24 protein-coding genes and 3 pseudogenes are annotated in these 25174 nt (G+C 65.5%); 13 read left to right on the top strand and 14 right to left on the bottom strand.

The genetic code is table 11. The features are described from left to right. Nucleotides 1-22: 22 nt before the first annotated feature. The 3 genes and pseudogenes from FOM02_RS05935 to FOM02_RS05925 all read right to left on the bottom strand — a co-directional run bounded on the left by FOM02_RS05935 (nucleotide 23) and on the right by FOM02_RS05925 (nucleotide 4406). A complete protein-coding gene (locus tag FOM02_RS05935; protein ID WP_027560679.1) occupies nucleotides 23-1132 on the bottom strand; it encodes an ABC transporter ATP-binding protein in 1110 nt (369 codons plus the stop codon). 98 nt (nucleotides 1133-1230) lie between these two features. Next, nucleotides 1231-2809, bottom strand: a pseudogene (locus tag FOM02_RS05930) (DUF4403 family protein). 130 nt (nucleotides 2810-2939) lie between these two features. Then, on the bottom strand, nucleotides 2940-4406 hold the full coding sequence (locus FOM02_RS05925) for a purine-cytosine permease family protein (protein ID WP_051377662.1): 1467 nt from the start codon (nucleotides 4404-4406) through the stop codon (nucleotides 2940-2942). A gap of 265 nt (nucleotides 4407-4671) precedes the next feature. Between FOM02_RS05925 and FOM02_RS05920 the strand changes: the two genes are divergently transcribed. After that, the gene (locus FOM02_RS05920) at nucleotides 4672-5343 is read left to right on the top strand and encodes an FMN-dependent NADH-azoreductase (RefSeq protein ID WP_027560677.1); all 672 of its coding nucleotides are present in this window, start codon (nucleotides 4672-4674) and stop codon (nucleotides 5341-5343) included. 21 nt (nucleotides 5344-5364) lie between these two features. Further along, on the top strand, nucleotides 5365-6252 hold the full coding sequence (locus FOM02_RS05915) for a polysaccharide deacetylase family protein (protein ID WP_027560676.1): 888 nt from the start codon (nucleotides 5365-5367) through the stop codon (nucleotides 6250-6252). Here FOM02_RS05915 and FOM02_RS05910 read toward each other — a convergent pair. Both FOM02_RS05910 and FOM02_RS05905 read right to left on the bottom strand, forming a co-directional pair. Continuing rightward, the gene (locus FOM02_RS05910) at nucleotides 6230-7165 is read right to left on the bottom strand and encodes a LysR family transcriptional regulator (RefSeq protein WP_027560675.1); all 936 of its coding nucleotides are present in this window, start codon (nucleotides 7163-7165) and stop codon (nucleotides 6230-6232) included. The genes FOM02_RS05915 and FOM02_RS05910 overlap by 23 nt on opposite strands. 28 nt (nucleotides 7166-7193) lie before the next feature. Continuing rightward, on the bottom strand, nucleotides 7194-7808 hold the full coding sequence (locus tag FOM02_RS05905; protein ID WP_051377663.1) for a DUF1989 domain-containing protein: 615 nt from the start codon (nucleotides 7806-7808) through the stop codon (nucleotides 7194-7196). A gap of 116 nt (nucleotides 7809-7924) precedes the next feature. On the opposite strand from FOM02_RS05905, the gene FOM02_RS05900 reads away from it, so the two are divergent. Next, nucleotides 7925-8800, top strand: coding sequence for a LysR family transcriptional regulator (locus FOM02_RS05900; protein ID WP_027560673.1), 876 nt, complete (start codon nucleotides 7925-7927; stop codon nucleotides 8798-8800). Here FOM02_RS05900 and FOM02_RS05895 read toward each other — a convergent pair. After that, nucleotides 8797-9441, bottom strand: coding sequence for a PQQ-binding-like beta-propeller repeat protein (locus FOM02_RS05895; protein ID WP_027560672.1), 645 nt, complete (start codon nucleotides 9439-9441; stop codon nucleotides 8797-8799). The genes FOM02_RS05900 and FOM02_RS05895 overlap by 4 nt on opposite strands. 29 nt (nucleotides 9442-9470) lie before the next feature. Then, nucleotides 9471-10410: pseudogene (locus tag FOM02_RS05890) on the bottom strand (helix-turn-helix domain-containing protein). Nucleotides 10411-10548: 138 nt separating this feature from the next. Here FOM02_RS05890 and FOM02_RS05885 point away from each other — a divergent pair. Then, nucleotides 10549-11328, top strand: a complete 780-nt coding sequence (locus FOM02_RS05885; RefSeq protein WP_027560670.1) for a DUF899 domain-containing protein — start codon at nucleotides 10549-10551, stop codon at nucleotides 11326-11328. After that, complete coding sequence (locus tag FOM02_RS05880) at nucleotides 11321-11575, top strand: hypothetical protein (RefSeq protein WP_027560669.1); 255 nt, start codon at nucleotides 11321-11323, stop codon at nucleotides 11573-11575. Before FOM02_RS05885 ends, FOM02_RS05880 begins: the two co-directional genes overlap by 8 nt. A 35-nt stretch (nucleotides 11576-11610) precedes the next feature. Here FOM02_RS05880 and FOM02_RS05875 read toward each other — a convergent pair whose 3' ends face one another. The 4 genes from FOM02_RS05875 to FOM02_RS05860 form a co-directional block, all read right to left on the bottom strand. Then, nucleotides 11611-12132, bottom strand: a complete 522-nt coding sequence (locus FOM02_RS05875; RefSeq protein ID WP_027560668.1) for a GNAT family N-acetyltransferase — start codon at nucleotides 12130-12132, stop codon at nucleotides 11611-11613. Nucleotides 12133-12156: 24 nt separating this feature from the next. Beyond that, nucleotides 12157-12729 (bottom strand): dienelactone hydrolase family protein, encoded by a 573-nt coding sequence (locus FOM02_RS05870; protein WP_265441500.1) that lies wholly within the window; start codon nucleotides 12727-12729, stop codon nucleotides 12157-12159. A gap of 92 nt (nucleotides 12730-12821) precedes the next feature. After that, a complete protein-coding gene (locus FOM02_RS05865; RefSeq protein ID WP_035730888.1) occupies nucleotides 12822-13244 on the bottom strand; it encodes a c-type cytochrome in 423 nt (140 codons plus the stop codon). A 110-nt stretch (nucleotides 13245-13354) separates the two neighbouring features. Then, nucleotides 13355-14071, bottom strand: coding sequence for a L,D-transpeptidase (locus FOM02_RS05860; RefSeq protein ID WP_027560665.1), 717 nt, complete (start codon nucleotides 14069-14071; stop codon nucleotides 13355-13357). A 271-nt stretch (nucleotides 14072-14342) separates the two neighbouring features. Here FOM02_RS05860 and FOM02_RS05855 point away from each other — a divergent pair, with 271 nt between their 5' ends. From FOM02_RS05855 to FOM02_RS05845, 3 genes are all read left to right on the top strand, one after another. After that, nucleotides 14343-15395 carry a glycosyltransferase family 4 protein gene (locus FOM02_RS05855; protein WP_027560664.1) on the top strand — a complete coding sequence of 351 codons (1053 nt, stop codon included), beginning with the start codon at nucleotides 14343-14345 and terminating at the stop codon, nucleotides 15393-15395. A gap of 33 nt (nucleotides 15396-15428) precedes the next feature. Further along, nucleotides 15429-16118 carry a class I SAM-dependent methyltransferase gene (locus tag FOM02_RS05850; RefSeq protein ID WP_027560663.1) on the top strand — a complete coding sequence of 230 codons (690 nt, stop codon included), beginning with the start codon at nucleotides 15429-15431 and terminating at the stop codon, nucleotides 16116-16118. A 154-nt stretch (nucleotides 16119-16272) separates the two neighbouring features. After that, entirely contained in the window at nucleotides 16273-16932 is a 660-nt protein-coding gene (locus FOM02_RS05845; protein WP_027560662.1) for a hypothetical protein, read from the top strand. Nucleotides 16933-17269: 337 nt separating this feature from the next. On the opposite strand, the pseudogene FOM02_RS05840 reads toward FOM02_RS05845, so the two are convergent. Further along, nucleotides 17270-18933: pseudogene (locus tag FOM02_RS05840) on the bottom strand (aminotransferase class III-fold pyridoxal phosphate-dependent enzyme). 35 nt (nucleotides 18934-18968) lie between these two features. Between FOM02_RS05840 and asd the strand changes: the two are divergent. From asd to FOM02_RS47080, 3 genes are all read left to right on the top strand, one after another. Next, nucleotides 18969-19832, top strand: coding sequence for an archaetidylserine decarboxylase (gene asd / locus FOM02_RS05835; protein ID WP_027560660.1), 864 nt, complete (start codon nucleotides 18969-18971; stop codon nucleotides 19830-19832). A gap of 68 nt (nucleotides 19833-19900) precedes the next feature. Then, nucleotides 19901-20470, top strand: coding sequence for an NUDIX hydrolase (locus FOM02_RS05830; protein WP_027560659.1), 570 nt, complete (start codon nucleotides 19901-19903; stop codon nucleotides 20468-20470). A gap of 358 nt (nucleotides 20471-20828) precedes the next feature. After that, nucleotides 20829-21431 (top strand): DUF3071 domain-containing protein, encoded by a 603-nt coding sequence (locus FOM02_RS47080; protein ID WP_416207761.1) that lies wholly within the window; start codon nucleotides 20829-20831, stop codon nucleotides 21429-21431. Nucleotides 21432-21632: 201 nt separating this feature from the next. Here FOM02_RS47080 and FOM02_RS47075 read toward each other — a convergent pair whose 3' ends face one another. Both FOM02_RS47075 and FOM02_RS05820 read right to left on the bottom strand, forming a co-directional pair. Beyond that, nucleotides 21633-22334 (bottom strand): FecR domain-containing protein, encoded by a 702-nt coding sequence (locus FOM02_RS47075; RefSeq protein ID WP_416207760.1) that lies wholly within the window; start codon nucleotides 22332-22334, stop codon nucleotides 21633-21635. A 283-nt stretch (nucleotides 22335-22617) separates the two neighbouring features. Next, the gene (locus tag FOM02_RS05820) at nucleotides 22618-23196 is read right to left on the bottom strand and encodes a DUF2147 domain-containing protein (protein ID WP_265441499.1); all 579 of its coding nucleotides are present in this window, start codon (nucleotides 23194-23196) and stop codon (nucleotides 22618-22620) included. 194 nt (nucleotides 23197-23390) lie between these two features. Here FOM02_RS05820 and FOM02_RS47070 point away from each other — a divergent pair, with 194 nt between their 5' ends. After that, the gene (locus FOM02_RS47070; protein ID WP_027560656.1) at nucleotides 23391-24257 is read left to right on the top strand and encodes a DUF2147 domain-containing protein; all 867 of its coding nucleotides are present in this window, start codon (nucleotides 23391-23393) and stop codon (nucleotides 24255-24257) included. Between the two features lie 271 nt (nucleotides 24258-24528). Beyond that, nucleotides 24529-24861, top strand: a complete 333-nt coding sequence (locus FOM02_RS05805; protein ID WP_027560655.1) for a hypothetical protein — start codon at nucleotides 24529-24531, stop codon at nucleotides 24859-24861. Nucleotides 24862-25174 lie beyond the last annotated feature (313 nt).

Below are 25174 nucleotides of genomic sequence, written 5' to 3'. Positions count from 1 at the left end.
TTGCGTTGAGGTGATCGCTGGATCAAACGGGATCGAGGGCGAGGCAGTCCTCCGGGCGGAAGGTCACGAAGACGTTTTCGCCGGGTGTCAGGCTGTCATGCGCACCCGGCTGAAACTTGACCATGAACTCGGCGTTCCCCGAGACATCGAGCACGGCCAGCGCGTGGTCGCCGAGATAGATCGTGCTCTGCACCCTGGCCGGCAGTCGGTTCGGTCCGTCGCTGGAGGCGCCATCCGCGACGATAGCGATCCGCTCCGGCCGCACCGACAGGGACGTCGATGCGCCCGCACCTGAGACGTTTGCCGCGCGCGCGGTCACGACGCCGCCACCGGCCAGCGCAACCCGGCAATAGGTCTTGTCGATCGTCTCGACGGTGCCGGCGAGCACATTGTTCTCGCCGATGAAGTGGGCGACAAAACTGTTCACCGGACGCTCATACAGCGCGCCGGGCCTGTCGATCTGCTGCACGATGCCGTCGTTGAACACGGCGATGCGGTCCGACATGGTGAGCGCTTCGCTCTGGTCGTGGGTGACGTAGACGATTGTGATGCCCATCGTCTCGTGCAGTTGCTTGATCTCGAGCTGCATCTGCTCGCGCAGGCGCTTGTCCAGGGCGCCGAGCGGCTCGTCCATCAGCACGAGCTGCGGATTGAAGACCAGCGCGCGGGCCAGCGCGACGCGCTGCTGCTGACCGCCGGACAGCTGCCCGGGCCGCCGCTGCGCCATGGTTTCCATCTTGATCATGCGCAACGCCGCGCCGACGCGTTCCTGCGCTTCGGCCTTGCCGGTTTTGCGAACGGAGAGCGGGAAGGCGATATTCTCCGCGATCGTCAGATGCGGAAACAGGGCATAGTTCTGGAACACCATGCCGATGTCGCGCTTGTGGGGCGGCACATTCTTGATCGGCCGGTCCGCGAGGTAGATCTCGCCCTGGGTCGGAACCTCGAAGCCGGCCAGCATCATCAGCGTGGTCGTCTTGCCCGAGCCCGACGGACCGAGCAGGGTGAGGAACTCGCCCTTCTTGATGTCGAGATCGAGGTTCTTCACCACGAGGTGCTCGCCATCATAGGTCTTCTGAATGCCGGAAAACCGCACCAGTGCCGGCGCGGGTGTGACCATGCCGGCTTCCATGTTGTCCTCGCGTTGTCCCCTACAGTGCCGCGAGACTAGCATCCTCCGGCGAGAATGCCAGCGGCGCAAGCGACGAGGAGGCGTGTGGGGCCGGTGCGCTACATCCCCGACAGCTTGGTCACGTACACGTTGAGCGAGCCGCCGGCCTCCGCGACGACGCGCAGCGTCTTGGAATCGAAGGCGATGTCGGCAAGCGTCAGGCTGTCGATCTTGGCGTCGACCTTGAGGCCGTCCTCGCTCTTCTGGTAGTCGCCGATCGCGGCTGCGATCTTCTCGCGGGCGTTGGCGGCGATCGGCTTCAGATCGAGCGTCGCCTTCTGGACCAGCGCCTGCTGCATCTGCGGCACCACCGCGCGCGCCGCGGCGCCCAAGAGGCCGAAGGCCGCCTCGGATTCGACCGCGAGCTGGATGTCGGCGAGCCGTAGCGTCTGCTGGGCCTGGTCGAGCATCGGCCGGCCCCAGATGTGCACGGTCGCCTCGGCGCCGAGGCCGAACCAGCTCTTCTTTTCCTTGGCGCGAACCAGCAGCGAGATCAGCAGGCGCTCGCCTGACGGGATCACGTTGACGCTTTTGATGGTGACGTCCACTGGGCCGGAGCCGTCCTCCGGATAGGTGTGGCCGACCATCTGGGCCGCGATCAGCTTGTTGATCTCGGTGAAGGGCACGTCGATCGGCACGCCGATGTTCACGCCGGTGCCGGTCGGCGGCACGATCGAGATCTTCTCGGGGAACGGGCAGTCCGGCTTGGACGGCGCCGAGGTGACGCGCGTCTCGAGCTCGAGGCCGAGCAGCAGTGTCACGTTCTGCGCATCGACGCGCGGCTGCGCCGCGATGGCACGGGTCGGCTTCATTTCCAGCCACAACGGCGGCAGCGCGGCCGAGCTGCCTGAGCCTTGCAACGGGATCGAGCGGCAGGCCTTGGCCCATTGCAGCTTCGCATTCTCCCGCAGCGACGGATCGTTGCGGATGCGCTCGGAGACGGCGTTGATCTGCTCGCCGACATTCTTGTCGATCAGCGGCTTGACCTGGGCGGGAACGTTGACCTTGGCGCCGGCGACGTTGAGGTTGGTGTCGCCGAGATTGACCTGGGCGCCGAGATTGGGCTCGAGGTGCCAGGCCGCGGCGAGCTTCGGGCGCGAGGTGACGACCACGTTGCCCTTGATCTCGGCGCTGGCGTTCAGGTTCTTGATGTTGACCGCGCCGATCCGTTTCGCCGCGTCACCGCCGAGCACGCTGCCGAGCGCGTCGCCGAGTGCGCCGGTGGCCTTGGACGACAGCGAGCCCGTGACGTTCAGCTTGCCGCTGAGCGGCGTCGAGATCGTCAGCACGTCCTTGTCGCCGGTGCCGCCATCGGGCCGCGCACGGCGGACCAGCCGATGTCGGCATTCTCCAGGATCTGCGAGATCGGGTTGTCGGCCTTGCCGGCGAAATTGCGCGGCGCGGCTCGCTCGGCCTGCTCGCGGATCGCCGACAGCGCGATCGCGACCGGCGCGCGACCGGCGCGACCACGATCGAGCTCTTCGCGACCCGCGACAGCGGCGGCAGCTGCGCGACCGGCGGCGCCGGATTGGTCGCGCGCGGCGACAGGAAGTCCATCGCCTTCAGGCTGATGAAGAACGACGCCGCGAGCACCGCCACGGCGATCAGGATAGTCTTCAGATTCAACGTCAGACGCATCAATCCCCCAAGCCGCCCCGGCGGGGATTTTACAGGGCGGGCGAGGAGGGCGCTAGAGCGCACCGATGGGTCGGAATTGGGGCGAATGTGTTAACGGCCGCGACCGTGCCGTTAACACATGTTCCGCCCATCACACCGAGGTGGATTTGGCTTCGCCCGAGAGCGAGCCGAGCTTTGACCCTGCGCCGAGGTTTTCGATGGCCCGCCCGCACAGCGGATAAAGCACTGCATAGCTCGCGCCGGCCGCCACCATGCCGGTCAGCCACGAAAGATCGACGCCGCCAGCCCACAGCGCGAGCGGCCCCTGCATCGCGGCGATCGTCCCCATCTGGAAGAGCCAGGCCGCGATGAGTCCGATTGCGAACGAGAGCATGCCGGCCCAGTTGACGTTGCCGTATCGGCTCGTTTCGGGTGAGGCGTAGAGTTCGCCGAGATCGACGCGCCCGCCGCGGATCACGAAGAAGTCCACGAGAGTGACCCCTGCCCAAGGGCTGATCCAGACCACCAGCGCGACCATGAAGCTGTCGAAGGTGTGCGCGAAGTCGCCCGACTGCAGGAACAGGCAGAGGATCAGCGACGCGATCACGCCCGAGATCACGGAGATGGTCCAGCGCGGCCAGCGGATATCGAGCGCGAGGCTCGACAGCGCCGCCGAGTAGATCACGACGATGTTGGTCGCGATCGGCCCGTGCAGCAGCAGAAGCAGCACGGGCAGCGCCATGGCACCGAATGTCGCCACGACAAGCTGGGCCGGGTCGGAACCTGCTCCGCCGGACGCGATCGTTGCCCCGAGCAAGGCGAGCCACACGGTGGGAACGAACATGCCGAGAAACGTCGCGCCAAACACCTTGCCTGCACTGAGTTGCGGCCTGGCGAAGCGGGTGTAGTCCGAGGCATAGACCAGCCACGAAATGCCCCAGCCGATGCCGATGGCAGTCATGAGCTGCGTCATCGCCGCGAAGGTCTTCGCATCCGTGGTTCCTGAGCCGTGCCAGACGATATCCACGCGCCAGAACGCAAGCACGGTCATCAAGGCCATGATCGCCAGGATCACCGGCATGGTGTAGCGCTCGAACTGCCGGATCGCATTGAAGCCCCAGGCAGCGATGCCGACCTGCAGCACCATGACGGCGGCGGCGATCAGATATTTCAGCTCGGTCGAGCCGTTTACGCCCATCCGTTCCAGGGCGGCGACCGCGAGGTCGAGCACGATCCACGTGTTGGTCGCGACCCATCCCATCGGCATGAGGACCTGCGCGAGCGCCGGCAGACCGGCGCCGCGGCGGCCGAAGGCCAGCCTGCCGAGCACCATCTGCGGGACGCCGGTACGATGCCCCATCAAGCAGAAGATGCCGAACAGGGTGGCGCCGAGCAGGTTTCCGACCACGACCACGGCAAGCGTTTGCAGCAGGCTGAGGCCGAGCTGGATACCGAGAGCGCCGAGCACCCAGTTGATGGGCGCGATGTTGGCGCCGGCCCAGATCCAGAACTGGTCCGTTGCCGTGGACGTGCGGTGCGCAGCAGGGACCGGCTCGATGCCGTGAGCATCGAAGCCGATCTGGTGTTCGGGCAGGGCGGATTGAGGCTCGGTCGACATGTTTCCTCCATTGTTGTGCTTGCTTGGGCGAGGAGGCATCTGAGCAACAAGCGATCCCGCGCGTTAATGAGAAATACTCAAGCCTGGATGAGCCGAAGTGCAGCATCATGCATCGGCAGTGCACGGCAAGCAGCTCGGCCTGCGTGCGGCGAGGCCACCGCTTTGATCTTGAGTTTTTCTCAAGCCCGCTGCCGATATCGTCAATCGTCCTCTGGCGTGCGATCGGCAATGCTGCCGCCGGATGCAGCACAATCGGAGGTCCGTGATGACGACAATCCTGCACATCGATGCCAGCGTGCGCGGCGAGCGCTCGATCAGCCGCCGCCTGTCCAAGGCTTTTGTCGAACATTGGCTCGAGCGCGAGCCCGAAACACTGGTCCTGGCGCGGGACGTCGGCCGCAATCCGCCGCCCCTGGTGACGGAAGCCTGGGTCGTCGCCGCTTTCACGCCGCCCGAAGCGCGCCGGCCGGATCAGGACGAGGAGCTTCGCCTGTCGGACGAACTGATCGACGAGCTCGATCGCGCCGATGTCATCGTGATCGGCACACCGATGTACAATTACGGCATGCCCGCGGGCTTGAAATCATGGTTCGACAAGGTGATCCGGATCGGCCAGACATTCAGCTTCGATCTTGCGCGCGGCGATTTTCCACTCGAGCCCGTCATGAGTGGCAAGACCCTTGTGGTGCTCAGCTCCCGCGGCGAATTCGGCTTCGGGCCCGGCGGGGTGCGCGAGCGGATGAATCACCTGGAGACCCACATCTTCACCTGTGCCCACTATCTCGGCGTGAAGGAGAGCCATGTCATTGCCGTCGACTACCAGGAGTTCGATGACGAGCGCCACCGGCAGTCGCTTGCCGATGCGCTTGCCGCCATCCCCGTGCTGGTCGATCAGTGTCTCGGGGTCGGTCAGGATGATAGGCTTGCGGCCGAGTGAAGCGAGAGCGGCAGAGCGAGCATGATAGCCAATCCCATTCCCTGGCCGAACGGTGCCCGGTGCGCCTGCGCGATCACCCTGGACGTCGACGCGGACAGTCTCATCCACGTCGCGCGGCCCCAGGACAGTTACAACCGGCTCTATCCGATCACGATGGGGCGATACGGTCCGACGGTCGCCGTGCCGCGCATTCTCGAGACGTATCGGCGGCTTGGCCTGAAGCAATCGTTCTTCATGCCGGCCTGGACGATGGAAAATTATCCCGCCGCCGTCGAGGCGATCCTGAAGGATGGGCACGAGATCGGCCACCACGGTTACATTCACGAGGACCCGGCCGAGATCGGGCCGGATCTGCAACGCGAGCGCTTCGAACGAGCGCTCCGCACCCACGTCGCGATGACGGGGCGCAAGCCGCGCGGCTACCGCGCGCCGCTCTACAATGCGACGCAAGCGACGCTCGAACTGCTGATCGAGCACGGCTTCAGCTATGATTCATCGCTGATGGCCGACGACATTCCGTATCTGATGCAAACGCAGAAGGGAAAGCTCTACGAGATGCCGCCGCATTGGGGTGCGGACGACTGGCCGCCTTTCGCCCATTATGCCGAGATCGGCTACATGATGCCGGTGCAATCGCCGAGCGCGGGGCTTGCGGCTTCGTTCGAGGAATTCGAGGCACAGTACGAGGCGGGGGGATTCTGGATGGGAATCTGGCACCCCTTCCTCACCGGGAGGCTCGCACGCTGGCGGTTGGTCGAGCGTTGGCTCGAGGATGTCCTCGCCAACCGCAAGGTCTGGTTCGCCACGCTCGAGCAGATCGCGGCCCATGTCGACGCGCTGGTGAACGCCGGGACCTACCAGGTTCGTGTCGAGAGGCTGCCCTACTTCACGCAGCCTGTGGTTCCCTGAGCGCCCACGATCGCGCGCGGAAGCTTGCCGCTTCCGCGCGCAGCCAGTCGGTGAAGGTGGCCACCGCTTTGCGCCGGCCGACCGAAGCGCCTTCCAACAGCCTGAAGGCAAAGCCCGGCAGGGCGGGTCCTTCGATCTGGCGCATGGTCCCCTGACGGAGTTGATCGTCCACCAGTGCGTCGCTGCAAAGCAGCGGTCCGAGCCCGCGCTCCGCCGCATGCAATGCCAGCGTCTCTTCGCTGAACCAGGACATGGCAAAATTGGCGCGCCGGCCGCGCGGCGCGACGGCGAGCCAGCCCGACCATGCGGGAAACTCCAGCGCCGGGTTCTTCCAGCGAAAGGCCAGCAGCGACCGCGTTGCGAAGTCGTCGATGCGGGGCGAGGCGACGTTGTGCGGACAGATTCCGCTGGCGGCGACCGCGATATAGCTATCCTCGAACAAAACGGCAGCTGGCTCCGCAGTGTCCGACCGCCCGTAGCGGATGGCGAGATCAACGCCGCGCGTGCCCGGGGTCACGATGTCTTCCGTGGCGTCGATATGCACGATGATGGCCGGACACCGCGCGCTGAACTGCTCCAGCCGCGGAACGAGCCATCGTTCCGCGAAGGCGCGTGTCGTGGAGAGGGTGATCTCCTGCGATCCGGCGCGGGGCTGGATGCCGGCAAAGGCATTCGCGAGCTGATCGAAGCCGTCCCGCAGCAACGGAAAGATCGCCCGCCCTTCGGATGTCAACGCAACGGTTCGTCCGCGGCGGTCGAACAATTTCCGCTTCAAGAGCGCTTCCAGTTGCCGGACCTGATGGCTCACAGCCGTGACCGACACGCACAGCTCGGCCGCGGCAGCCGTAAAGCTCTGATGACGGGCGGCGGCTTCGAACGCCCGGATCGCATTGAGGGGCGGTAATTTGCGCATGGGGTTTCTCCCGGGCGGCCTGGTGCGATCAATCGATCAGGAAATGCGCGTCGGTCGGCTCCATGCCGTTGACCGACGTCACGTCCTGGGGGCAGGCGGAGAAGACGATGACCAGATCCATCTCGGCACGGAAGCTCACATACTGGCCGGCCTCGCTGGTCGGCGGCTGGAACTCGAGGGTGCCATCCGCGCCGACCGGGACGTTCATGAAGAGATTGAGCGGCGAGGGCACTTCCGCTGCCTTGCGCCCGATCGCGGCCAGCGCGGCGTGGAGATTGTTCGTGCAGTTGGCGTGATCGGCGCCTGCACCCAGGTCGCGGTAGCGATAGGTATCGCAAGCAGCGATCAGCGTGTCGTGGACGCCGGGCGTGGTGTCAGCGACCAGCGTCAGGATCGCGCGGCGGCGATTGGTCACGAACGTATCGCCGACTTGCGGGGCGATCTTCAACATCGCGGTGCGGCTGTGCTCCATCGACATGGCCTCGCTCATGTCGGCCGCGTTGAACGCCCAGGTATCGACAACCTGCTTGCCATGGGTGTTCAGGATGGTCGCGGTCTGGCCGGCCACCATTTCCGCCGCGATGCCCTGCCGCGCCGGAATCCGTCGTGGGTGCTTGCGGCCGATCCTTGCAGTCTCGTTCATGCCAGTCTCCTCAAGGCGCTCTGTGGCGAGAAGGGACCATTGGACGAGATGCAATTCCAATAATATTACTTACATCCGATATATGATTTCCCTATAACCTCTTCCGGAGCCTCGCGATGCGGCTACGCCAGCTGGAATGCTTTCGCGCCTTGATGCTTCACGGCACCATGACCCGGGCGGCCGAATTGCTGGGCATGTCGCAGCCGGGGATCAGCACCATGATCGCCAATCTCGAACATGCGACCGGGCTCACGCTGTTCGTGCGCCGCGGCGGGCGGCTGCAGCCGACGCCTGAGGCCAAGCTGTTCTATGTCGAGGCGGCGCGCGCCCTCGACGCGGTGGAGAACGCCGCGCGCATTGCCGGCGAGATCCGGTCCGGCAGCCGCGGGCACCTTGCGATCGCGGCCTATCCCAGCCTGTCGATCAGCCTGCTGCCGCGCCTGGTCTCCAAATTCTCCGCGAAGCGGCCGCAGCTCCAGGCCAAGATCATCACCCGCAACTCGGCCTCCGTTCGCGAGCTGATGTCGACGCAGCAGTTCGATCTCGCGGTGGCGGAGCTGCCGCTCGATTACCCGACCTCCCACATGGAGGTGTTTTCATACGAATGCATGTGCATGCTGCCGAAGGGACATCCGCTGGCCAGGCGAAAGCAATTGACGCCGCGCGATCTCGACGGGGTGCCGTTCGTGACGCTGTTTCGCGGCGATCCCGTGTATCAGCAGCTTGCGTCCGCCTTCTCCAGCTTCGGGGCACGCTGGAATGTGGTTGCGGAGACGGAATTCTTCTCCACGGCTTGCGAGCTGGTTGCGGCGGGCCGCGGCGTCGGTATCGTCGATCCCGTCGTGAGCCGTTCGTTCACGGCGGACCTCGTCCTGCGTCCGCTGCAGCCGGCGATTTCCTACCAGATAGCAATCCTGTTCCCGACGCACGAGGAGCCGTCGCAGATCGCCCGCGATTTCGCCGGCTTGCTGCGCGAGGCGTTGCGCGGCTAGCGGGACGAGCGCCTGGGGCGGCGGACCGCCCTCACATTGCCGCGCTCCCCACCACCGCAGAAGAAGCGATCTGCGCCGTCGGACTCGAGGCCAGAGACCATCGTCCCAGAGGGTAGGTCGAGCTGCTCCAGCACCTTGCCTGTCTCGGGATCGATCCGCCTGATGTCGCTGTCCTCGCCTTCCCAGGTGCCGTGCCAGAGCTCGCCGTCGACCCAAGTGACGCCGGTGACGAAACGCTTGCTCTCGATGGTGCGGAGGATCTTTCCGGTGTCCGGATCGACCTGATGGATTTTTCGTTCGCGATATTGTCCGACCCAGAGCGAGCCCTCCGCCCAGGCAAGCCCTGAATCGCCGCCGCCGCCGGGCGCGGGGATCGTGCTGAGCACCTTGCCGGTCGCGGCATCGATCTTCTGGATGCGATCCTCGGCGATCTGAAACAGATGGCGGCCGTCGAACGCCGTTCCGGCATGCGCGGCGACATCGATCGAGCGCGCGACCTTGCCGCTGGCGGGATCGATCGCGCTCAACTTGTCGCCCGATGCGAACCAGACATGGGTGCCGTCATAGGTGACGCCATGCACGGCCTCGACACCCGCAAACGGCCCGTACTCCCTGACGATCTCGGCGGCTGAACGTTTCATGTGCATGGTCCCTGTGATGTGCCGCAATCTTACGTCTTCAGCAGCGGCGTGGGGAGTAACAAGCCTGTCGGGAATCCCGGGACGGGCGGCGTCATCCAGCGTCGTGCCCGTCCGTGTCCGAACGACTGCACCTTGTTCGAGCGCGCCAGCTCGTCGAGCGCCCGCTGCACGGTGCGCGCGCTGGTTCCGAGCGCCAGCGCGAGTGCCGAGCTCGACCACGGCTCGCCGTCGGCGAGAAAGGCGAGGACGGCGGCGTGCTTCTCCTCGACGGGCCGCGCCAGCACGAGAATGTCGCGCGTCTTGCGCGGCGCCAGCACAAAACCCTGCTTCGTCGCGCTGATCTCGGCGAGCGGCTTCAGCTTGGTGCGGAGCCGCCCGACCTCGACGCGCAATCGCGCGCGATGCGATTCATCGGCGTGCTTCGCGCGGAACGCCCCCGCGATCAGCATCTCTCGCGAGACATCCGCGGGCCACGCCTGGGCCAGGAGACGCGCGAGCGCGAACAGCACCGGGCGCGTTCCGAGCGATACGGCAACGCCTTGCCGGCGCACGACGTGATGGAAGGTGTCCACGACCAGTGCCGTCGAGGTCGCCAGCCGTTCGACCTCTCCGAGCAACAACGGATGTTCGTTGCCGCCCGCGATCAGCCGTGCGGCCGGCGTGTCGAGGATGAGGTTCGCGCTGCCGACCTCGGCCACGAGCGCCGGGATATTCGCCAGCCGCGCTGCGCGCGCCGCACGGCCGAGCGCCGCGCGCGCGTCTCTGGTTCTGAGCCGCCTGATTGCGATGCCGGGCACGCGCGGCGCTGCGCAGCAGCGTCTTCGCCTTGGCGAGATCGCCGAGCTGCGCCATCGCGATGCCGCGCAGCGCCAGCGAGGGTGCATCATTGCGCAGCGCAACGCGGTTCAGCGCGCCGAGCGGATCGCCGGCCTCCAACGCGCGCGCCGCGGCCGTGATCAGCGATTCCATTCAAATCCCGCCACACTTGTTACTCCCACCGCGCAACCGCGAGGTGCCAGAAATCGTTGACGGCCGACGATGTGCGGCGAGGGGCGATCGGTTCCGTGAGACGCGGAATGGTCGTTCAGGGAAGAGCTTTGGAGAACCATGATGACTTCAGCAGACAAACAGACCGCCATGCAGACACCGCCGGTGGTGTCGCCTCAGGACTGGGAGGCAGCCCGTCAGCAACTGCTCGTGAAGGAAAAGGCGCATACCCGTGCCCGCGACGCCCTGGCCGCCGAGCGCCGGCGCATGCCGTGGATGGAAGTGACCAAAACCTATGCGTTCGAGGGGCCCGGCGGCAAGGTCAGTCTGACTGATCTGTTCCAGGGGCGGCGGCAGCTGATCGTCTACCGCGCCTTCTTCGAGCCTGGCGTGTTCGGCTGGCCCGATCATGCCTGCCGCGGCTGCTCGATGGTCGCCGACCAGGTCGCCCATGTCTCGCATCTCAATGCCCGCGACACCACGCTGGTGTTCGCCTCGCGCGCGCCGCAGGCCGACATCGCCAGGTTGAAGAAGCGGATGGGCTGGACCATGCCCTGGGTCACCGTCACCGACAGCTTCGACAAGGATTTCGGCGTCGACGAGTGGCACGGCACCAACGTGTTCTTCCGCGACGGCAACCGCATCTTCCGCACCTATTTCGTCAAGAGCCGCGGCGACGAGCAGATGGGCGGCACCTGGAACTATCTCGACATCACGCCGCTCGGCCGGCAGGAGGTCTGGGAAGACTCGCCAAAAGGCTATCCGCAGACGCCGACCTACAAATGGTGGAACTGGCACGACAGCTACACCGAGGGCGCTGCACCCGACAAGAAATGGGTCGAGATCTCGGACGCCGGCGAGAAGGCGTTTCGCGAGGAGGCCGCGGAAGGCCGTGACTAGTCCCGTCAGCGCAACCGCCGGCGCCGGCCGCAATGGCATCGTGGCCCTGCGCCACCTCGCCAGATGGCTGGCCTTGGCGGCGACACCAACCTTCGCGATCATGGCCGTGCTGACGGCGGTGCTCGGCGGCCCGGCAGACATGCTGTGCGCCGCCGGGCAGGGGTCTCTGCTCGGCGGGATGGTGCCGATGTATCTCTTGATGAGCGCGTTTCATTCGGCGGCGTGGCTGAGGCTGATCGCGGAGTGACCGGGCGCCATCCGGTGAGAACCGGATGGCCTTTTTCACTTGCCGCTTCGGTCAAAGAACAAGGCCATCAGGATCTCATCGAAGTATCGGCCGTCCAGCTTGAGGGCTTTCACCTCGCGGCCGTACTCAACGAACCCGGCGCCAGTGTAGAGCCGGATAGCCGCCGCATTCTCGCTGACGACGGCAAGCTGGAGCTGTTCGACCCGCTCTGCGGCATGTGCCGCGAGCGCGTCGACGAGGCGACGCCCCACGCCGGATTTTCGCGCATCGGGGCGTACATACATGCCCCAGAGAACGGCCTTGTGCTCGGTCTTCGCGCCTTCTTGCCGCCAGAAGCCGGCGACGCCGACAAGCTCCTCCGCGATAAAGGCGCCGAAGACATCCGACGTCGTGAGACGCTCCTCGAACCAGGCAAGCGGCTTGTCCTGCTCGCGCGCGAACGCGCTGGCAAAGGCCTCGGGATGCGCGGCGAGGGCTTCCAGCCTGATGGTGCGGTAAGGAGCTGCGTCGGAAGCCGTGAGCAGCCTGATCGCGACGGTGGTGGGGACGTGCGGCATGACTAATGGATTCCCTGGGTTTGGCTAGCGCAGCTCCACTCCGAAGGCTTCCCCGAACAGGCCGAGCATCGCAGCCCAGGAGCGGCGATCGGCGGCTTCGTGATAGCCATGGTTCGGAAGCCCGGCCTCGATGAGCTCCGGATTGGTGAAGCCATGCGGCGCGCCGCCCTGGACAAGGACCTGCCAGTCGACGCTGCTCCTGCTCATGACGTCCTGGAAACTCGCGAGCTGCGCCAGCGACACCAGCGCGTCGGCAGCGCCATGACACACCAGCACCCTGGCCTTGATGTTGACGGCATCGTCCGGTCGTTCGCTGGTGAGCCCACCATGGAAGCTCACGACTGCCAGAAGATTGGCGCCGGCACGCGCCAGCTCGAGTGCGGTGGTGCCGCCGAAGCAATAACCGATCGCGGCGAGCTTGGTGGCATCGACGCGGCGTCGCCCGCGCTCGGCCCGGGCGATGGCCTGGGTGCCGATGCCGCGCGCGTCCGGAAACAGGACGATGCCGGGCCGTCTGAAGGCGGCGGAGTCATCCGCGACCAGAAGGCCTCGGAGCCGGGCGGCGCTGTCCTGATATTCGAGAATGGTTGTGCTCATTCGGCGTCCCTCGCCGGTTCAGAAGACCACGAGGGCCACGGAGGCGCAATTGTCGGTTGTCGCCGTGGAGCGGTTGGCTGCCGATCAGCCTGCTATTGCGCGCTTGGCGCCGCTTGCAGATAAGCAACCACCTTCGCCGCTTCCTCCGCTGACACACCGCCATAGGGCTGCATCTTGTTGCCGGACACGACCTCGTCCGGCTTGACCATGAAGCGGGTGAGCTTGTCCTGATCCCAGACGAAGCCAGCGTCCTTCATCGACGGAGAGTAGTTGTAGTCCGGCAGCGATCCGGCCTTTCGTCCGACGATCTTGTTGAGATTGGGACCGAGGCGGTTGTCGCCTTCCTTCACGGAGTGGCAGGTCCGGCAGGAATTGTTGAAGGCCTGCTGGGCTGCGTCGCCGCCTGCCGGCTGTTGCGCGCGCGAGGAAGGCGCGGACAAGAGCAACCCCAGCGCTCCGGCACAGGCGAGTCCGCGCAGCCAGGTGCCGGGCAAGGCTTGCAGGTGTGGTTGCATATGCACCTCCATGGCGAAACGCGCCGCAGCAGGCGCGCCGGAATGTCGAGGGCAAACGAAAACGGCCCCGGTGGGTTCCGGGGCCGTTTGCGTCACAATGTCCTGTCGCGTTAGCGCGTCGCGGCGCCGAGATCGGCGCGGCGCTCCGACATCGGCAACACGATCACCTTGGTGCCGACGTTGACGCGGGAATAGAGGTCGGTGACGTCTTGGTTGGTCATGCGGATGCAGCCGGAGGAGACGTGCTTGCCGATGGTCTCGGGCGCGTTGGTGCCGTGGATGCGGTAGATGGTGCCGCCGAGATACATGGCGCGGGCGCCAAGCGGATTGCCGGGGCCGCCGGCCATGTGGCGCGGCAGATAGGGCTGGCGGGCGATCATCTCCGGCGGCGGAGTCCAATCCGGCCACTCGGCCTTCTTGCTCACCGACTGGATGCCGGACCAGGTGAAGCCGTCGCGGCCGACGCCGATGCCGTAACGCAGCGCCTGGCCGTTACCGAGCACGTAATAGAGATAAGTGTTCGGCGTATCGATGATGATGGTGCCCGGCGCTTCACGCGTCGCGTAGGAGACGGTCTGGCGGCGGAAGCGTGCCGGCATCTCGACCGCGTCCTGATCCTCGGACGGCGCGGTCTGATAGGTCGGCGCCTGGTAGGGCTGATAGGGCTGCAGCGGCTGCGGCGCCGCCATCGGCGGCAGCGGCTGGAAGAACGGGAAGAGCTGCACGGGCGCGGCTTTGGCCGGGCCGGCAAATGCGATTGCGGAGATCGCGACTGCGCCAAAAGCAACGGCGCGCGAATACGTCTTGAACGTGTCCAGATTGAACATTGATCGCCCCTGTTTGCTCGGTGTGATGCCACCGCGGCACCGTTTCGGTGCTCCGTTGCCTAAATCCCTAACGGAAAGAAGTTTCGGGACGTTTGCGCGGAAAACCGAAAACGGTTTCGTCGCGGCAAGGATTGTTTCATGACAGTTTCGTGGCCGGGCGCGGCTGTTAACCAACAAAACAGCGGGCCGACATTTATGTGACGTCACACGCCTGAAATATCCTTGGTTGATGGTCCTAAGCCGAGAATCATCAACCTCTCGGGATTTCCCCATGCGGGTATTAATCGCGACTGACGCCTGGCATCCGCAGGTCAACGGTGTGGTCCGCACCCTGACCTCGCTGGCCAACGCGGCCAAGGCGCTCGACGTCGAGATCGACTTCCTTACCCCGGACGGCTTCCGGTCCTGGCCGCTGCCGACCTATCCGGGCCTGCGCATCGCGCTGCCGAGCGGAAAGGAGATCGCGCGGCGGATCGAGAAGGCGGCGCCCGACGCGCTGCACATTGCCACTGAAGGCCCGATCGGCTGGGCTGCGCGCGCCTATTGCCGCCGCAACCGCCTTGCGTTCACGACCTCCTATACGACGCGTTTTCCCGAATACGTCTCGGTGCGGACCGGCATCCCTGATGCCGTCGGCTATGCCGTGCTGCGCCACTTCCACGATGCCGCCGCCATGACCATGGTGGCGACGCCCTCGCTGCGGCAGGAGCTGTCCGAGCGCGGCTTCAAGCGGCTGGGCTTCTGGGGACGCGGCGTCAATACCGAGCTGTTCCATCCCGACAGTCCCGCCAAGCTCGATCTGCCGCGCCCGATCTTCATGACCATGGGCCGCGTCGCGGTGGAGAAGAACCTCGACGCCTTCCTCTCGCTTGACCTGCCCGGCACCAAGGTCGTCGTTGGCGACGGCCCGCAGAAGGCGGCGCTGGAGAAAAAATATCCCGATGCCGTGTTCCTCGGCGAGAAGAAGGGCGCGGATCTCACCGCGCATCTCGCAGCCGCCGACGTCTTCGTCTTCCCGAGCCTGACCGACACGTTCGGCGTGGTGCAGCTCGAGGCACTCGCCTGCGGCACGCCGGTTGCTGCGTTTCCGGTGACGGGCCCGAAGGACGTCATCGCTGATCATCCGATCGGCGCGATCGACCATGACCTGCGTACTGCGTGCCTGCGCGCGCTCACCATGTCGCGCGAGACCTGCCGCAACTTCGCGCTCGAGCGATCCTGGGAGAACAGCGCGCGCCAGTTCGTCGGCAATCTCACCTCACTTCAGCCCAGCCGCGTCCTGCGCGCCTCGCCCGTCATGGCGCGGCGGCCGGTGCGCGGTTGACCATAGCTTTGACCCACAGCGAGAACCTCATCGATGGCTAAGATCATGAACCTTGACGGCACCCAGCAGCTTGACCTCACCCGTGGCTCGGTCGAGCAGGCTTATGACCGCTGGGCGCCCGTCTACGATCTCGTGTTCGGCGGTGTGTTTGCCAAGGGCCGTCAGGCCGCGATCGCAGCCACCAACAAGATCGGCGGTCGTGTGCTCGAGGTCGGTGTCGGCACCGGCATCTCGCTGCCGCTGTACGCTCCGCATCTGCGCATCTTCGGCACCGACATTTCGGACGCGATGCTCGACAAGGCGCGCCGCCGCGTCAGCGAAGGCAACCTCAAGAATGTCGAGGGCCTCGCGGTGATGGACGCCGAGAAGCTCGAATTCCCCGACAATTCCTTCGACGTCGTGATGGCGCAGTATGTCGTCACCGCCGTGCCGAATCCGGAGAAGGCGCTCGACGAATTCGCCCGCGTGCTGCGTCCGGGCGGCGAGCTGATCATCCTGACCCGCGTCAGCGCCGACACCGGCATGCGCCGCTTCATCGAGCAGAAGCTCCAGCCCGTGGTGCGTCCGCTCGGCTTCCGCACCGCCGAGTTCGCCTGGTCGCGTTACGCGAAGTGGCTCTCCGGTGCCAATGGCATCGAGCTCGCCGAGCGCCGTCTGATTCCGCCGCTCGGCCACTTCTCGCTGGTGCGCTTCCGCAAGGTCGACGTCGCCAAGGCAGCCTGAGCAGGGCTGCGTACGAGCGGCGGCTCGCTCCGCCGCTCACGTGTTCGCGTGCGTCATCGCGTCGCTGCACATCGTCATATGACAAAATGATGATGTCACACGGCCTACATCGAATCCCTGTAAATCCTGAACCCGAAGCATTTTGGGGGAGAGCATGATCAAGAACTATCTCGAGCAGCTGCGGATCCAGCGCTGGGACGACCATCGCTACTATCACCACAGCCGCATCAATCAGAGCCTGCACTTCGTCAGCGCGCTGAGCTTTCTCTTCGCCTATGTCTGGCTGTTCGTCGACCCCGTGATCTCCGCCCTGGTCGGCTGGCTGGTCTCGATGACCTCGCGCCAGGCCGGTCACTTCTTCTTCGAGCCGCACGATTACGACCACATCAACCAGGCGACGCACGAGTACAAGGAAGAGATCAAGGTCGGCTACAACCTTCAGCGCAAGGTGGTGCTGATGGCGATCTGGGCGCTCTCGCCGCTGGTGCTGTTCGTCGATCCGACGCTGTTCGGCCTGTTCACCCCCTGGGCCAGCGTGACCGACTTCATGCGGCAGACGGCCAAGATCTGGCTCTTCATCGGCGGCGGCGGCCTCCTGTTCCGCACCGTGCACCTGTTCTTCATCCGCGACGTCGAGACCGGCCTCGTCTGGATGACCAAGATCCTGACCGACCCCTTCCACGATCTGATGCTCTATCGCTCTGCTCCGCTGGCGCTGATGCGCGGCGAGCTGATGGACCCGGGTCTGCACCTCAACCCCGAGCACACGCTGGGCCTCATCGCCGAGCCCGCGCTCGAAGAGCAGCACGCCTGAGCGCGCAGCTCACACAAAACACTCCGATGTCTGATGGTTGCGTCATGCCCGGCCTCGTGCCGGGCATCCACGTCTTGGGGATGCTTTCAAAGTGACTCTGGCGAGGAGCGCGCTCTCTTCACCTCGCCCCGCTTGCGGGGAGAGGTCGTTTTTGCGCGTAGCGCAAAGCCGGGTGAGGGGGGCTCTCCGCGGGGGCTCTGCTAGCTGGGCGTCCACCAACTCTCACCGCGCGCGCGGGGAGTCCCCCTCACCCCAACTCTCTCCCCGCAAGCGGGGAGAGAGGGAAGAGAGAGCGGTGTTCGGGGCGGCAGGTATGCGGTGTGCGCGTAGCGAAGCCTCAGCGCCCGAAGCGCTTGGCCAGCATCTCTTTCAAGATCTGCCGCTTGATGTTCTTGTTGGTGAGCACGCCGTCGTGCCACCAGAAGCCGTCGGCCTTCATCTTCTCGGCGGCGCGGACGAAGCGCTCGGCGACCTCAGCGAAGTCGGCGTCGGTGTAGTTCAGGCTGAAGATCAGCCGGCCGGTGCCGACCCAGCTCAGCGCCAGCCCTTCGGCGCGCAGATAGTATTGCAGCATCCAGTTGTAGCGGGATGGGGTGGTGTATTTCACCGTCCAGATCGACGAGAAGTTGGCGAACTGTACCGGCAGCTTGGCGTCGGTCATCATCTGGTTGAGCCTCGCGACGCGGCCGTTCCAGGTCGCATCCAGCCCGTCATAGATGGCGCGGAAGTTCGGGCTGGCGAGGCGGCTCAAGAACTCGTCCATCGCCGTCATGACGTAGGGATGCGAGTTGAAGGTGCCGCGCGCAAAGCAGATGTCGGCGGGCCGGTCGTCGCGGAAGCGGCGCATCAATTCCTTCTTGCCGCAGACCACGCCGACCGGCAGGCCGCCGGCGAGGCTCTTGCCGTAGGTCACCATGTCGGCCTTGACGCCGAAATATTCCTGGGCGCGCCGGCGGCGAGACGGAAGCCAACGAAGACCTCGTCGAAGATCAGCACGATGCCGCGCTGGTCGCAGACCTCGCGCAGCTTCTTCAGCCATTCGGTGTAGGCGGCGCGATCGAAATTGCCGCCGCGGGAACTGTCGACCAGCGAGGAATCGCCGGGCGCGTTGCTGTTCGGATGCAGGCCCTGCAGCGGGTTGACCAGCACGCAGGCGATGTCCTTGCGCGTGCGCAGCACGTGCAGCGTCTTCTCGGACATCTCGGAAAGCGTGTAGGTCTCGTGCGCGGGAATCGGATTGCCGACACCGGGCTGCACGTCGCCCCACCAGCCGTGATAAGCGCCGGCGAAACGGACCAGATGCGTGCGCTTGGTGTGGTAGCGCGCAAGGCGCACGGCCTGCATCACGGCTTCGGTGCCGGACATGTGGAACGAGACTTCGTCGAGGCCCGAGATATGGCTGAGCCGCTGCACGTTCTCGAGGATGACGGGGTGGTAGGGACCGAGCACGGGACCGAGCGCATGCGCGCGCTTCTCGGAGCCCTCGATGCACTCCTTATAGAAGTCGTTGCCGAAGATGTTGACGCCGTAGGAGCCCGTGAGGTCGTAGGAAGTGTTGCCGTCGACATCGGTGACGGTGACGCCGCTCGAGGACTCCATGAAGGTCGAGGTGCCCAGATGCTCGCGGACGAGTCGCGAGAACTGGAACGGCACGCGGTAGCTTTCGGTGAAGTTGAGGTCGGAGATCGTCTCGGCCGCTTGCTTCGTCATCGCGCGGCCCTTGGGGTAGCGATCGGCGTAGAGAGCTGCGAGACGGAAGAAGGCGTCCTTGCGCTGCTTCACCACGTTGTCAGGCGCGCCGTCGCAGCCGAAATACTTGTCACCCTCGAACTCGTAGAACGGCAGCAGCTTGGCCACCCGCCGCGACATCTTGGAGTGTCCGGCGAGCGAGCGGTGCTTGGCGCGGGACAGTTCGACCCGCGCCTTGATCTTCGGGAGGACGGCGGCAGCAGACGCTGCGGCGGCCACGGACATCGAGAGAATCGGGAGTGTCGTTTCCATGACAACAAGCGCTAACCCTGCGAGCTGACAGATTCATGACAGTCAAAGCCCTCATTGCCTCTTTCACCCAGCAGGAAGACCTCAACTTCCTGTTGACCAACCGCATCCCCCGCGCGGCCCTGACCCGGTTCATGGGTTGGTTCTCCAAGATCGAGAATCCGCTGGTACGGGACTTCTCGATCGCGCTGTGGAAGCTGTTCTCCGACCTCGATCTGTCGGAGGCGCGCAAGACCCATTTCAGGAGTCTGCACGACTGCTTCACCCGGGAGCTCAAGCCTGGCCTGCGGCCCTTTGATCTCGATCCGGCGGTCGTCGCCAGCCCGTCCGACGGCATCGTCGGCGCCCATGGCCGGATCGCCGATACCGAACTGTTCCAGGTCAAGGGCGCGCCGTATTCGTTGCTGGACCTCGTCGGCGACTCCGCGCTGGTCGATCAGCACCGCAACGGAAGCTTCGTCACGCTGCGGTTGACCTCGAGCATGTATCACCGCTTCCATGCGCCCTATGACGCCCATATCGAGCGGGTCACGCTGATCCATGGCGACGTCTGGAACGTCAATCCGATCGCGCTCAAGCGCGTGGAGCGGCTGTTCTGCAAGAACGAGCGCGCGGTGATCCGCACGCATCTTTCGACCGGCGAGGCGGTGACGCTCGTGCCGGTTGCTGCGATCCTGGTCGCAAGCATTCGGTTGCACTTCCTCGACATGGTGCTGAACGCGCAGACCCGCGGCCCGGTCAATTTCCCCTGCGACGTCAACGTGACCAAGGGCGAGGAGCTCGGCTGGTTCGAGCACGGCTCGACCATCATCATCCTGGCGCCCGGCGATTTTACCTTCTGCGACGGTATCGCCGAGGGCACGCGCATTCGCGCAGGTCAAGCGCTGTTGAAAAGAAAGTAGCCTTCAATCTGCCCTGACCTTCGCCTATATCGTCCCCGGGGACGGTTCTGACGACGACGGATTGGGTGATGGCGCGAGCGCCGGTGATGGCGGCGGGTGGTATTGTGCTGCGGCGTGGTTCGACGCCGCTGATCGCGGTCGTGCGCCAGCGCAAGCGCAACGAATGGGTCCTGCCCAAGGGCAAGCTCGACGACGGCGAGACGCCGAAGGAAGCCGCGCATCGCGAGGTGCTCGAAGAGACCGGCCATGACGTGGCCATGCACGAATTTCTGGGCACGCTGGTCTACCAGTCGGGCGGGCGCTCCAAGGTCGTGCATTTCTGGCGGATGGAAGCCGATGGCGGTCCCGTCCGCAAGCTGATGAACGACATCAAGGCGGTGGACTGGCTGACACTCGACGACGCGCTCGCCCGCCTGTCGCGTGAATATGAGCGCGCGTTCCTGACGCAAGTCGGCCCGATCGCGCTTGCGGCCGCTGGGCCGGTGCCCGCGCCTGCGCCCGAGCCGGCGCCAACGCTGGCGGCCGACGACATCGATGCCGCCTTGCAGACGCTGACACCGGCTGAGGCCGCCTCCGTCGACGAACTGCGGCATGGCCTGTTGCAGAAGGTGCGGGCCTGGCTTCGCGGCGAGGCATGAGGGCTCTTTACTCTCCCCGCCTCTTCAGCGGGAGAGGGTCGGATCGGCGCAAGCGATCCGGGTGAGGGGCTGGGCGCGACACCGTTCGTCAAAGAATGGAAGTCCATCCACTCGTACGATTAGTTGAGTGCTGCGCTAGAGGTCGGATCGCGCAAGCGATCCGGGTGAGGGGCTGGGCACACCGTTGCAAGAATGGAAGTCCATCCGACTCGTACGATTGAGTTGAGTGCTGCGCTTACGATTGAAATCGAGTTCGCGGAAGCAGCCCCTCACCCCAACCCTCTCCCCGTAATAACGGGGCGAGGGAGTGCACCGAGCGCACTGATGCACGCCACACTTCACCGCCGCTCCTTCTCCTTTGGAGCCGACGCCGGTTTGCGCGGGGCTGCGGGGCGTTGCGCGCTGGGGAGGCGCTGCCCGAATCCGCCTTGGCGCTGCATGCCCGGCTGTTGCAGCGCTGGCGGCTGCCCGGGTTGCAGGCCGGTGCGCGGCGTTTGCGGAGCCGGTGCTTGTGGAGCGGTGCCGCCCGGCTGAGGCGGTGTCACGGCTCCGGGTTGCGCCGGATTCTGTCCACCGCGCGGCGGCTGGGTTTGCGGCGTGCCGCCTGGCTGCGTGCCTTGCTGACCGCTTTGCCCCGCGCGCGGTGCACCTGTCGGACGTCCGGCACCTTGCTGCTGACCGGGCTGTTGTTGACCCCGTTGCTGCTGGCCCTGTTGCTGCTGCCCTTGACCTGCGCGTTGGCCACCCGGCTGCACGGCGCCGCCTTGTCCTTGTTGTCCTTGTCCCTGCCGCTGCGGCGGCTGCGCACCTTGGCGGCCCGGCGTGCCCGGCTGTTGCTGTTGACCGGGACGGTTGTTCTGGCCGGGCTGGCCGTTCGGCCGCTGCGGTTGCTGACCCGGCGCTGTCGTGGGGCGCAATTGCTGCTGCTGCGGCGGCTGGGTGGGACGCGGAATGCGGCTGATCGCGGCCGGATTGGCGCGGCGGAAGTCGCGCTGCTCGGTGACGATCTGCCGGCCCGTGCTCTGCGCCAGATGCACCTGGCTGACGAAGCCGCGGTCGCGCGCGATCTGCTGCGCCGGAATCGTGATCGGCACCGCGGCGAAGCGCATGACGCCGGCGGTGGCTGCGCCAGGCCGGATCGCAAAGCCGCTCGCGGCCCGCGTCAGCGCGCCCGCGTCAGCGCGCCGAGCCGCGTGCCGCTGCTGCGGTCGTCGACGTCGATGTGGCCGACGCGGCCGTCGGCGTCGGGATAAAGTTTGATGTTGACGTTGTTTGCTTTGTTCGCCGCAGCGCCTTCCGGCACGTCGACGACGCCGGTAGTGCCGCGGATGCCGAGCGTCGCGGTCGGCGTCGTGATCTTCATGTCGCCGGTCTTCGCCACCGCCGCGGCGACGAACGCGACCGTGCCCTTGCCGATGTCGAAGATCGCCGAGTTCTGCTTGCCGCCGTCCTCATAGACGTAATTGTCGATGGTGATCTTGGCGCTGGCGGAGAGGTTGAACGTGGTCGCGTCGTTGAAGGTGATGCCGAGCGAGGAGTTCGACGAGGTCTGCACGACGTCGTTGAGATAGATGTCGTCGCGCACGCGCAGCGGATAGGAATTCCTGTCGCGGATCACGGTCGCGATCCCCGTCACGGTCGCGACGTTGCCGATCGGCTCGACGGCGGTGGTCTGCGCGTCTGCCGCCGGCGTCGGCGAAGCCGATGGTGTTGGCGATGCCGATGGCGTCGGGGAGGCGGCAGGTGCCGGCTGCGCCTGCGCGATTTCAATTGCATCGGATGCACAAGCCACGCGCACGCCGGCCAGCGGCAAGGCCAGCACGAGCGCGAACACGAAGCGGCGCCAAGCCACCAATGAAGTCACGAGGAGGTCCCGGTGAGAACGCGAGGCGAGATCGGCCGATATCAGCCGCAGGGAGCTGAATGGCGGATGAACATGAGTCGCGAGGGAGGGGCGAACGTTCGAACGGTGCGGGGCGGTGTCGGCGGAGGGCGGTCTGTTCTTGCTCGTCATTCCGGGGCGCGACGAAGTCGCGAACCCGGAATCTAGGAGTTGTGGTGAGAGTTCGTCGCTCGAGATCCCGGGTTCGATGCTTCGCATCGCCCCCATTGCGCAATTGCGCAATAGGGATGACGCGCTTCGCGCGTCAGCTCACGCGCTTCCAGGTCTGGCCGCCGCAGAACATGCCGCCGAAGGCGCAGCCCTGCACGCGCATCGCGTTCGGGCCCTTCATCGCGATCGTGGAGTCGTAGTTGCGGCCGGAGTCGGGATCGTGGATGCGGCCGCTCCACTTCGCGCCATCGGGCTTCATGTTGATCAGGATGCGCTCGTTGGTCTTCTGGGCGTAACCGCACAGATTGGGACCGCACTGCTCGACACGGACATTGCCCTTGTTCTCTTCGGTCGCCCAAACGCCGATCGGCGAGTTCGTGCCGCTGCACCGGAGCCGGCGCGGGGCTGCGTGGTCGTGGGCCGGAGCCGGCGTGGTGTCGACATCATCGTCCTTGGAGCCGCCGAGGCCGTTGAGGTTGATGTTGTTCAGCCTGATCGGCTTATTCGACAGGCCAGGGGCGACAATAGTCACGCAATCGAGCGAAGCGCAGTTGCGCGGCGTCTCGATGCGGATGTGCTGGCCGTCGATCTGGAACGAGATCGAGTTGCCGGCATGCGCCGCGGCGGTCGAGGCGAGGAAAAGCGCGGCGGCGGCGATGGTGAGCTTGTTCATGACAACCTCCGAAAATGGCGCGGTCCCGGTATGGACTGGTGTCGCTGGTGGATGAAGCGTGGTTCGACCCTACGCCGCGCCCGTCCCGCCTTCCGTGATGAACGTCACAACGCCGGTGCGCCACTGGGTGAGGCAGCGCACATTCGGCCACCCGTCATCTGCGTAACGTCTCGGGGAAACAGAGGAGAGCACCGATGACGCGGCTTGTGACTTCGGTCGGGACGTTGATCGCATTGATGGCGATGGCGCCCGCGGCGCAGGCCGGTTCCTACTCGTTTTCGGTCGGCGGCCATCGGTTCCATGTCGAGGCGCCGCGCAATTGCCGGTCCACGTCCTGTGTTTCGATGTCCAGCCACAGCTTGCGGAGGACGGACGATGTCAGCACGGCACCGGCCCCGCCGCCCGCACCGGTGGTCCAGGCACCGCAGCCGGTCACTCCGGTTGCTCCGACGAGGCCAGTGCAACCGACGGTCCTCGCGCCTCCACCGGCTCCGCCCGCCCCCGTCCTTGCCGCAACGACATCACAACCCGTCGCGCCGCCGCCGGCCCCAAAAACTGAAGCGCTGAGCCCCGATCCGCCGCGGGTTGAGCTGTCACGCCTGGATCCGCCGAAGACGATTACGCTTGACCCGCCGCGGATGGAGGCGCCGGCCGCGGACCCCGAGATCATGCCGGCCAAACCGAGCGCGAAGCGCAGCGACGATGATCCGGCCTATCTGCCGCTCGGCGAATGGGAGAGCACGGGCGCCAATGGCACCGTCCGCATCGAACGCTGCGGCCCGGCGCTGTGCGGCTTCGCACTCACCGACGCGTCCACCCGCGGCGAGAGTGTGCTCGTCAACATGAAGCCGAAATCGCACGACCTCTGGACGGGCAGCATCTACAGCCGCTCCACCGGCAACACCTATTATGCGACGATGACGCTGAAGGCCTCCGGCAGGCTCCACGTCGAAGCCTGCGCGCTCGGCCGCTTCTGGTGCTCCGGAAACGATTGGACGAGAGTCGAGGAACCGCGCGAGCAGCTGATCACGACGTCGCGGCAGTGGAGTGCGAGGTCGTAGATCTTTTTCTCTCCTCGCGAAGCGAGGCAGGAGAGGGATCTCTCCCCGCGACGACAGTATCGTAGGGTGGGCAAAGCGAAGCGTGCCCACCGCCTCTCGCGTCCGGCAAAAGATCGTGGGCACGGCGCAAGTGCGCCTTTGCCCACCCTACGATTCCGGGCTGGCGGAGAGAAAGCAACGCACCCCTGTCCAATTTGTAATCCCTCGGCTCCGAACCCGCCTCGCGCTTGCATGCGACCGATGGCTGACGACGCATGCAAGGAGAGCCAACATGAAACGTCTCGGCCTGATCGCCGCGCTGCTGCTTGGCAGCGCGATCTCGGCTCACGCCGACACCGACATCTGGGACAACATGCTGAAGCAGAAACGCGGCGACGATGCGCTGCATGTCGACAGCGCGTCTTGCGATGCGCAGGTCGGCGCGCCGCAGAACGGGGTGGCGACATCCGCGCAGTACAAGCGCTGCATGCGCGCGCGGGGCTGGCGCTTCAGTCATACCCGCCGCGAGAAAGATGATCGCTATCCCGACCCTGACAATCCCGGGATGATGTGCCGCGATTTCAAGATCGGCGGCGTCACGGGATCGGAATGCTCGAACTTCTGATCGTAGCAAAATGTCCGGCGGCTGGATGATCCAGCGCAGGCGGGTGAGCCGGTGATGCGGTCGGTGTCGTCTCTAGATGTCGTCTTCTAGATCATGCCGAGCACGATGGCGCCGACAAAGGCCATGGCGAGGTACGCGGTGACTATACTCAGTCTCCCGGCGAACGTCATGAGATGTCTCCATGCGCGCCTCTTTGCGCGCTGACAGTATGGTTAACAGAAAGTCTCCTTCCTAAAAAGTCAGCCCTGCTGTCGCGCATTCTACGCGCACGCAGACCGGCATGATTAAAGAACGCTGAAGCCGACACGTTGAA

Origin of the sequence: Bradyrhizobium sp. SEMIA (assembly GCF_014844175.1) — a bacterium.
GTDB classification, from domain to species: Bacteria; Pseudomonadota; Alphaproteobacteria; order Rhizobiales; family Xanthobacteraceae; genus Bradyrhizobium; species Bradyrhizobium arachidis.
Note: the sequence above shows the minus strand (reverse complement) of the source record. Positions and strands in the feature narration are given on the sequence as shown.

Coding starts and splice junctions, on each gene's coding strand:
- FOM02_RS05935 (WP_027560679.1), bottom strand. CDS start 1,132: ATGGAAGCCGGCATGGTCACACCCGCGCCGGCACTGGTGCGGTTTTCC.
- FOM02_RS05925 (WP_051377662.1), bottom strand. CDS start 4,406: ATGTCGACCGAGCCTCAATCCGCCCTGCCCGAACACCAGATCGGCTTC.
- FOM02_RS05920 (WP_027560677.1), top strand. CDS start 4,672: ATGACGACAATCCTGCACATCGATGCCAGCGTGCGCGGCGAGCGCTCG.
- FOM02_RS05915 (WP_027560676.1), top strand. CDS start 5,365: ATGATAGCCAATCCCATTCCCTGGCCGAACGGTGCCCGGTGCGCCTGC.
- FOM02_RS05910 (WP_027560675.1), bottom strand. CDS start 7,165: ATGCGCAAATTACCGCCCCTCAATGCGATCCGGGCGTTCGAAGCCGCC.
- FOM02_RS05905 (WP_051377663.1), bottom strand. CDS start 7,808: ATGAACGAGACTGCAAGGATCGGCCGCAAGCACCCACGACGGATTCCG.
- FOM02_RS05900 (WP_027560673.1), top strand. CDS start 7,925: ATGCGGCTACGCCAGCTGGAATGCTTTCGCGCCTTGATGCTTCACGGC.
- FOM02_RS05895 (WP_027560672.1), bottom strand. CDS start 9,441: ATGAAACGTTCAGCCGCCGAGATCGTCAGGGAGTACGGGCCGTTTGCG.
- FOM02_RS05885 (WP_027560670.1), top strand. CDS start 10,549: ATGATGACTTCAGCAGACAAACAGACCGCCATGCAGACACCGCCGGTG.
- FOM02_RS05875 (WP_027560668.1), bottom strand. CDS start 12,132: ATGCCGCACGTCCCCACCACCGTCGCGATCAGGCTGCTCACGGCTTCC.
- FOM02_RS05870 (WP_265441500.1), bottom strand. CDS start 12,729: ATGAGCACAACCATTCTCGAATATCAGGACAGCGCCGCCCGGCTCCGA.
- FOM02_RS05865 (WP_035730888.1), bottom strand. CDS start 13,244: ATGCAACCACACCTGCAAGCCTTGCCCGGCACCTGGCTGCGCGGACTC.
- FOM02_RS05860 (WP_027560665.1), bottom strand. CDS start 14,071: ATGTTCAATCTGGACACGTTCAAGACGTATTCGCGCGCCGTTGCTTTT.
- FOM02_RS05855 (WP_027560664.1), top strand. CDS start 14,343: ATGCGGGTATTAATCGCGACTGACGCCTGGCATCCGCAGGTCAACGGT.
- FOM02_RS05850 (WP_027560663.1), top strand. CDS start 15,429: ATGGCTAAGATCATGAACCTTGACGGCACCCAGCAGCTTGACCTCACC.
- FOM02_RS05845 (WP_027560662.1), top strand. CDS start 16,273: ATGATCAAGAACTATCTCGAGCAGCTGCGGATCCAGCGCTGGGACGAC.
- asd (WP_027560660.1), top strand. CDS start 18,969: ATGACAGTCAAAGCCCTCATTGCCTCTTTCACCCAGCAGGAAGACCTC.
- FOM02_RS05830 (WP_027560659.1), top strand. CDS start 19,901: ATGGCGCGAGCGCCGGTGATGGCGGCGGGTGGTATTGTGCTGCGGCGT.
- FOM02_RS05820 (WP_265441499.1), bottom strand. CDS start 23,196: ATGAACAAGCTCACCATCGCCGCCGCCGCGCTTTTCCTCGCCTCGACC.
- FOM02_RS47070 (WP_027560656.1), top strand. CDS start 23,391: ATGACGCGGCTTGTGACTTCGGTCGGGACGTTGATCGCATTGATGGCG.
- FOM02_RS05805 (WP_027560655.1), top strand. CDS start 24,529: ATGAAACGTCTCGGCCTGATCGCCGCGCTGCTGCTTGGCAGCGCGATC.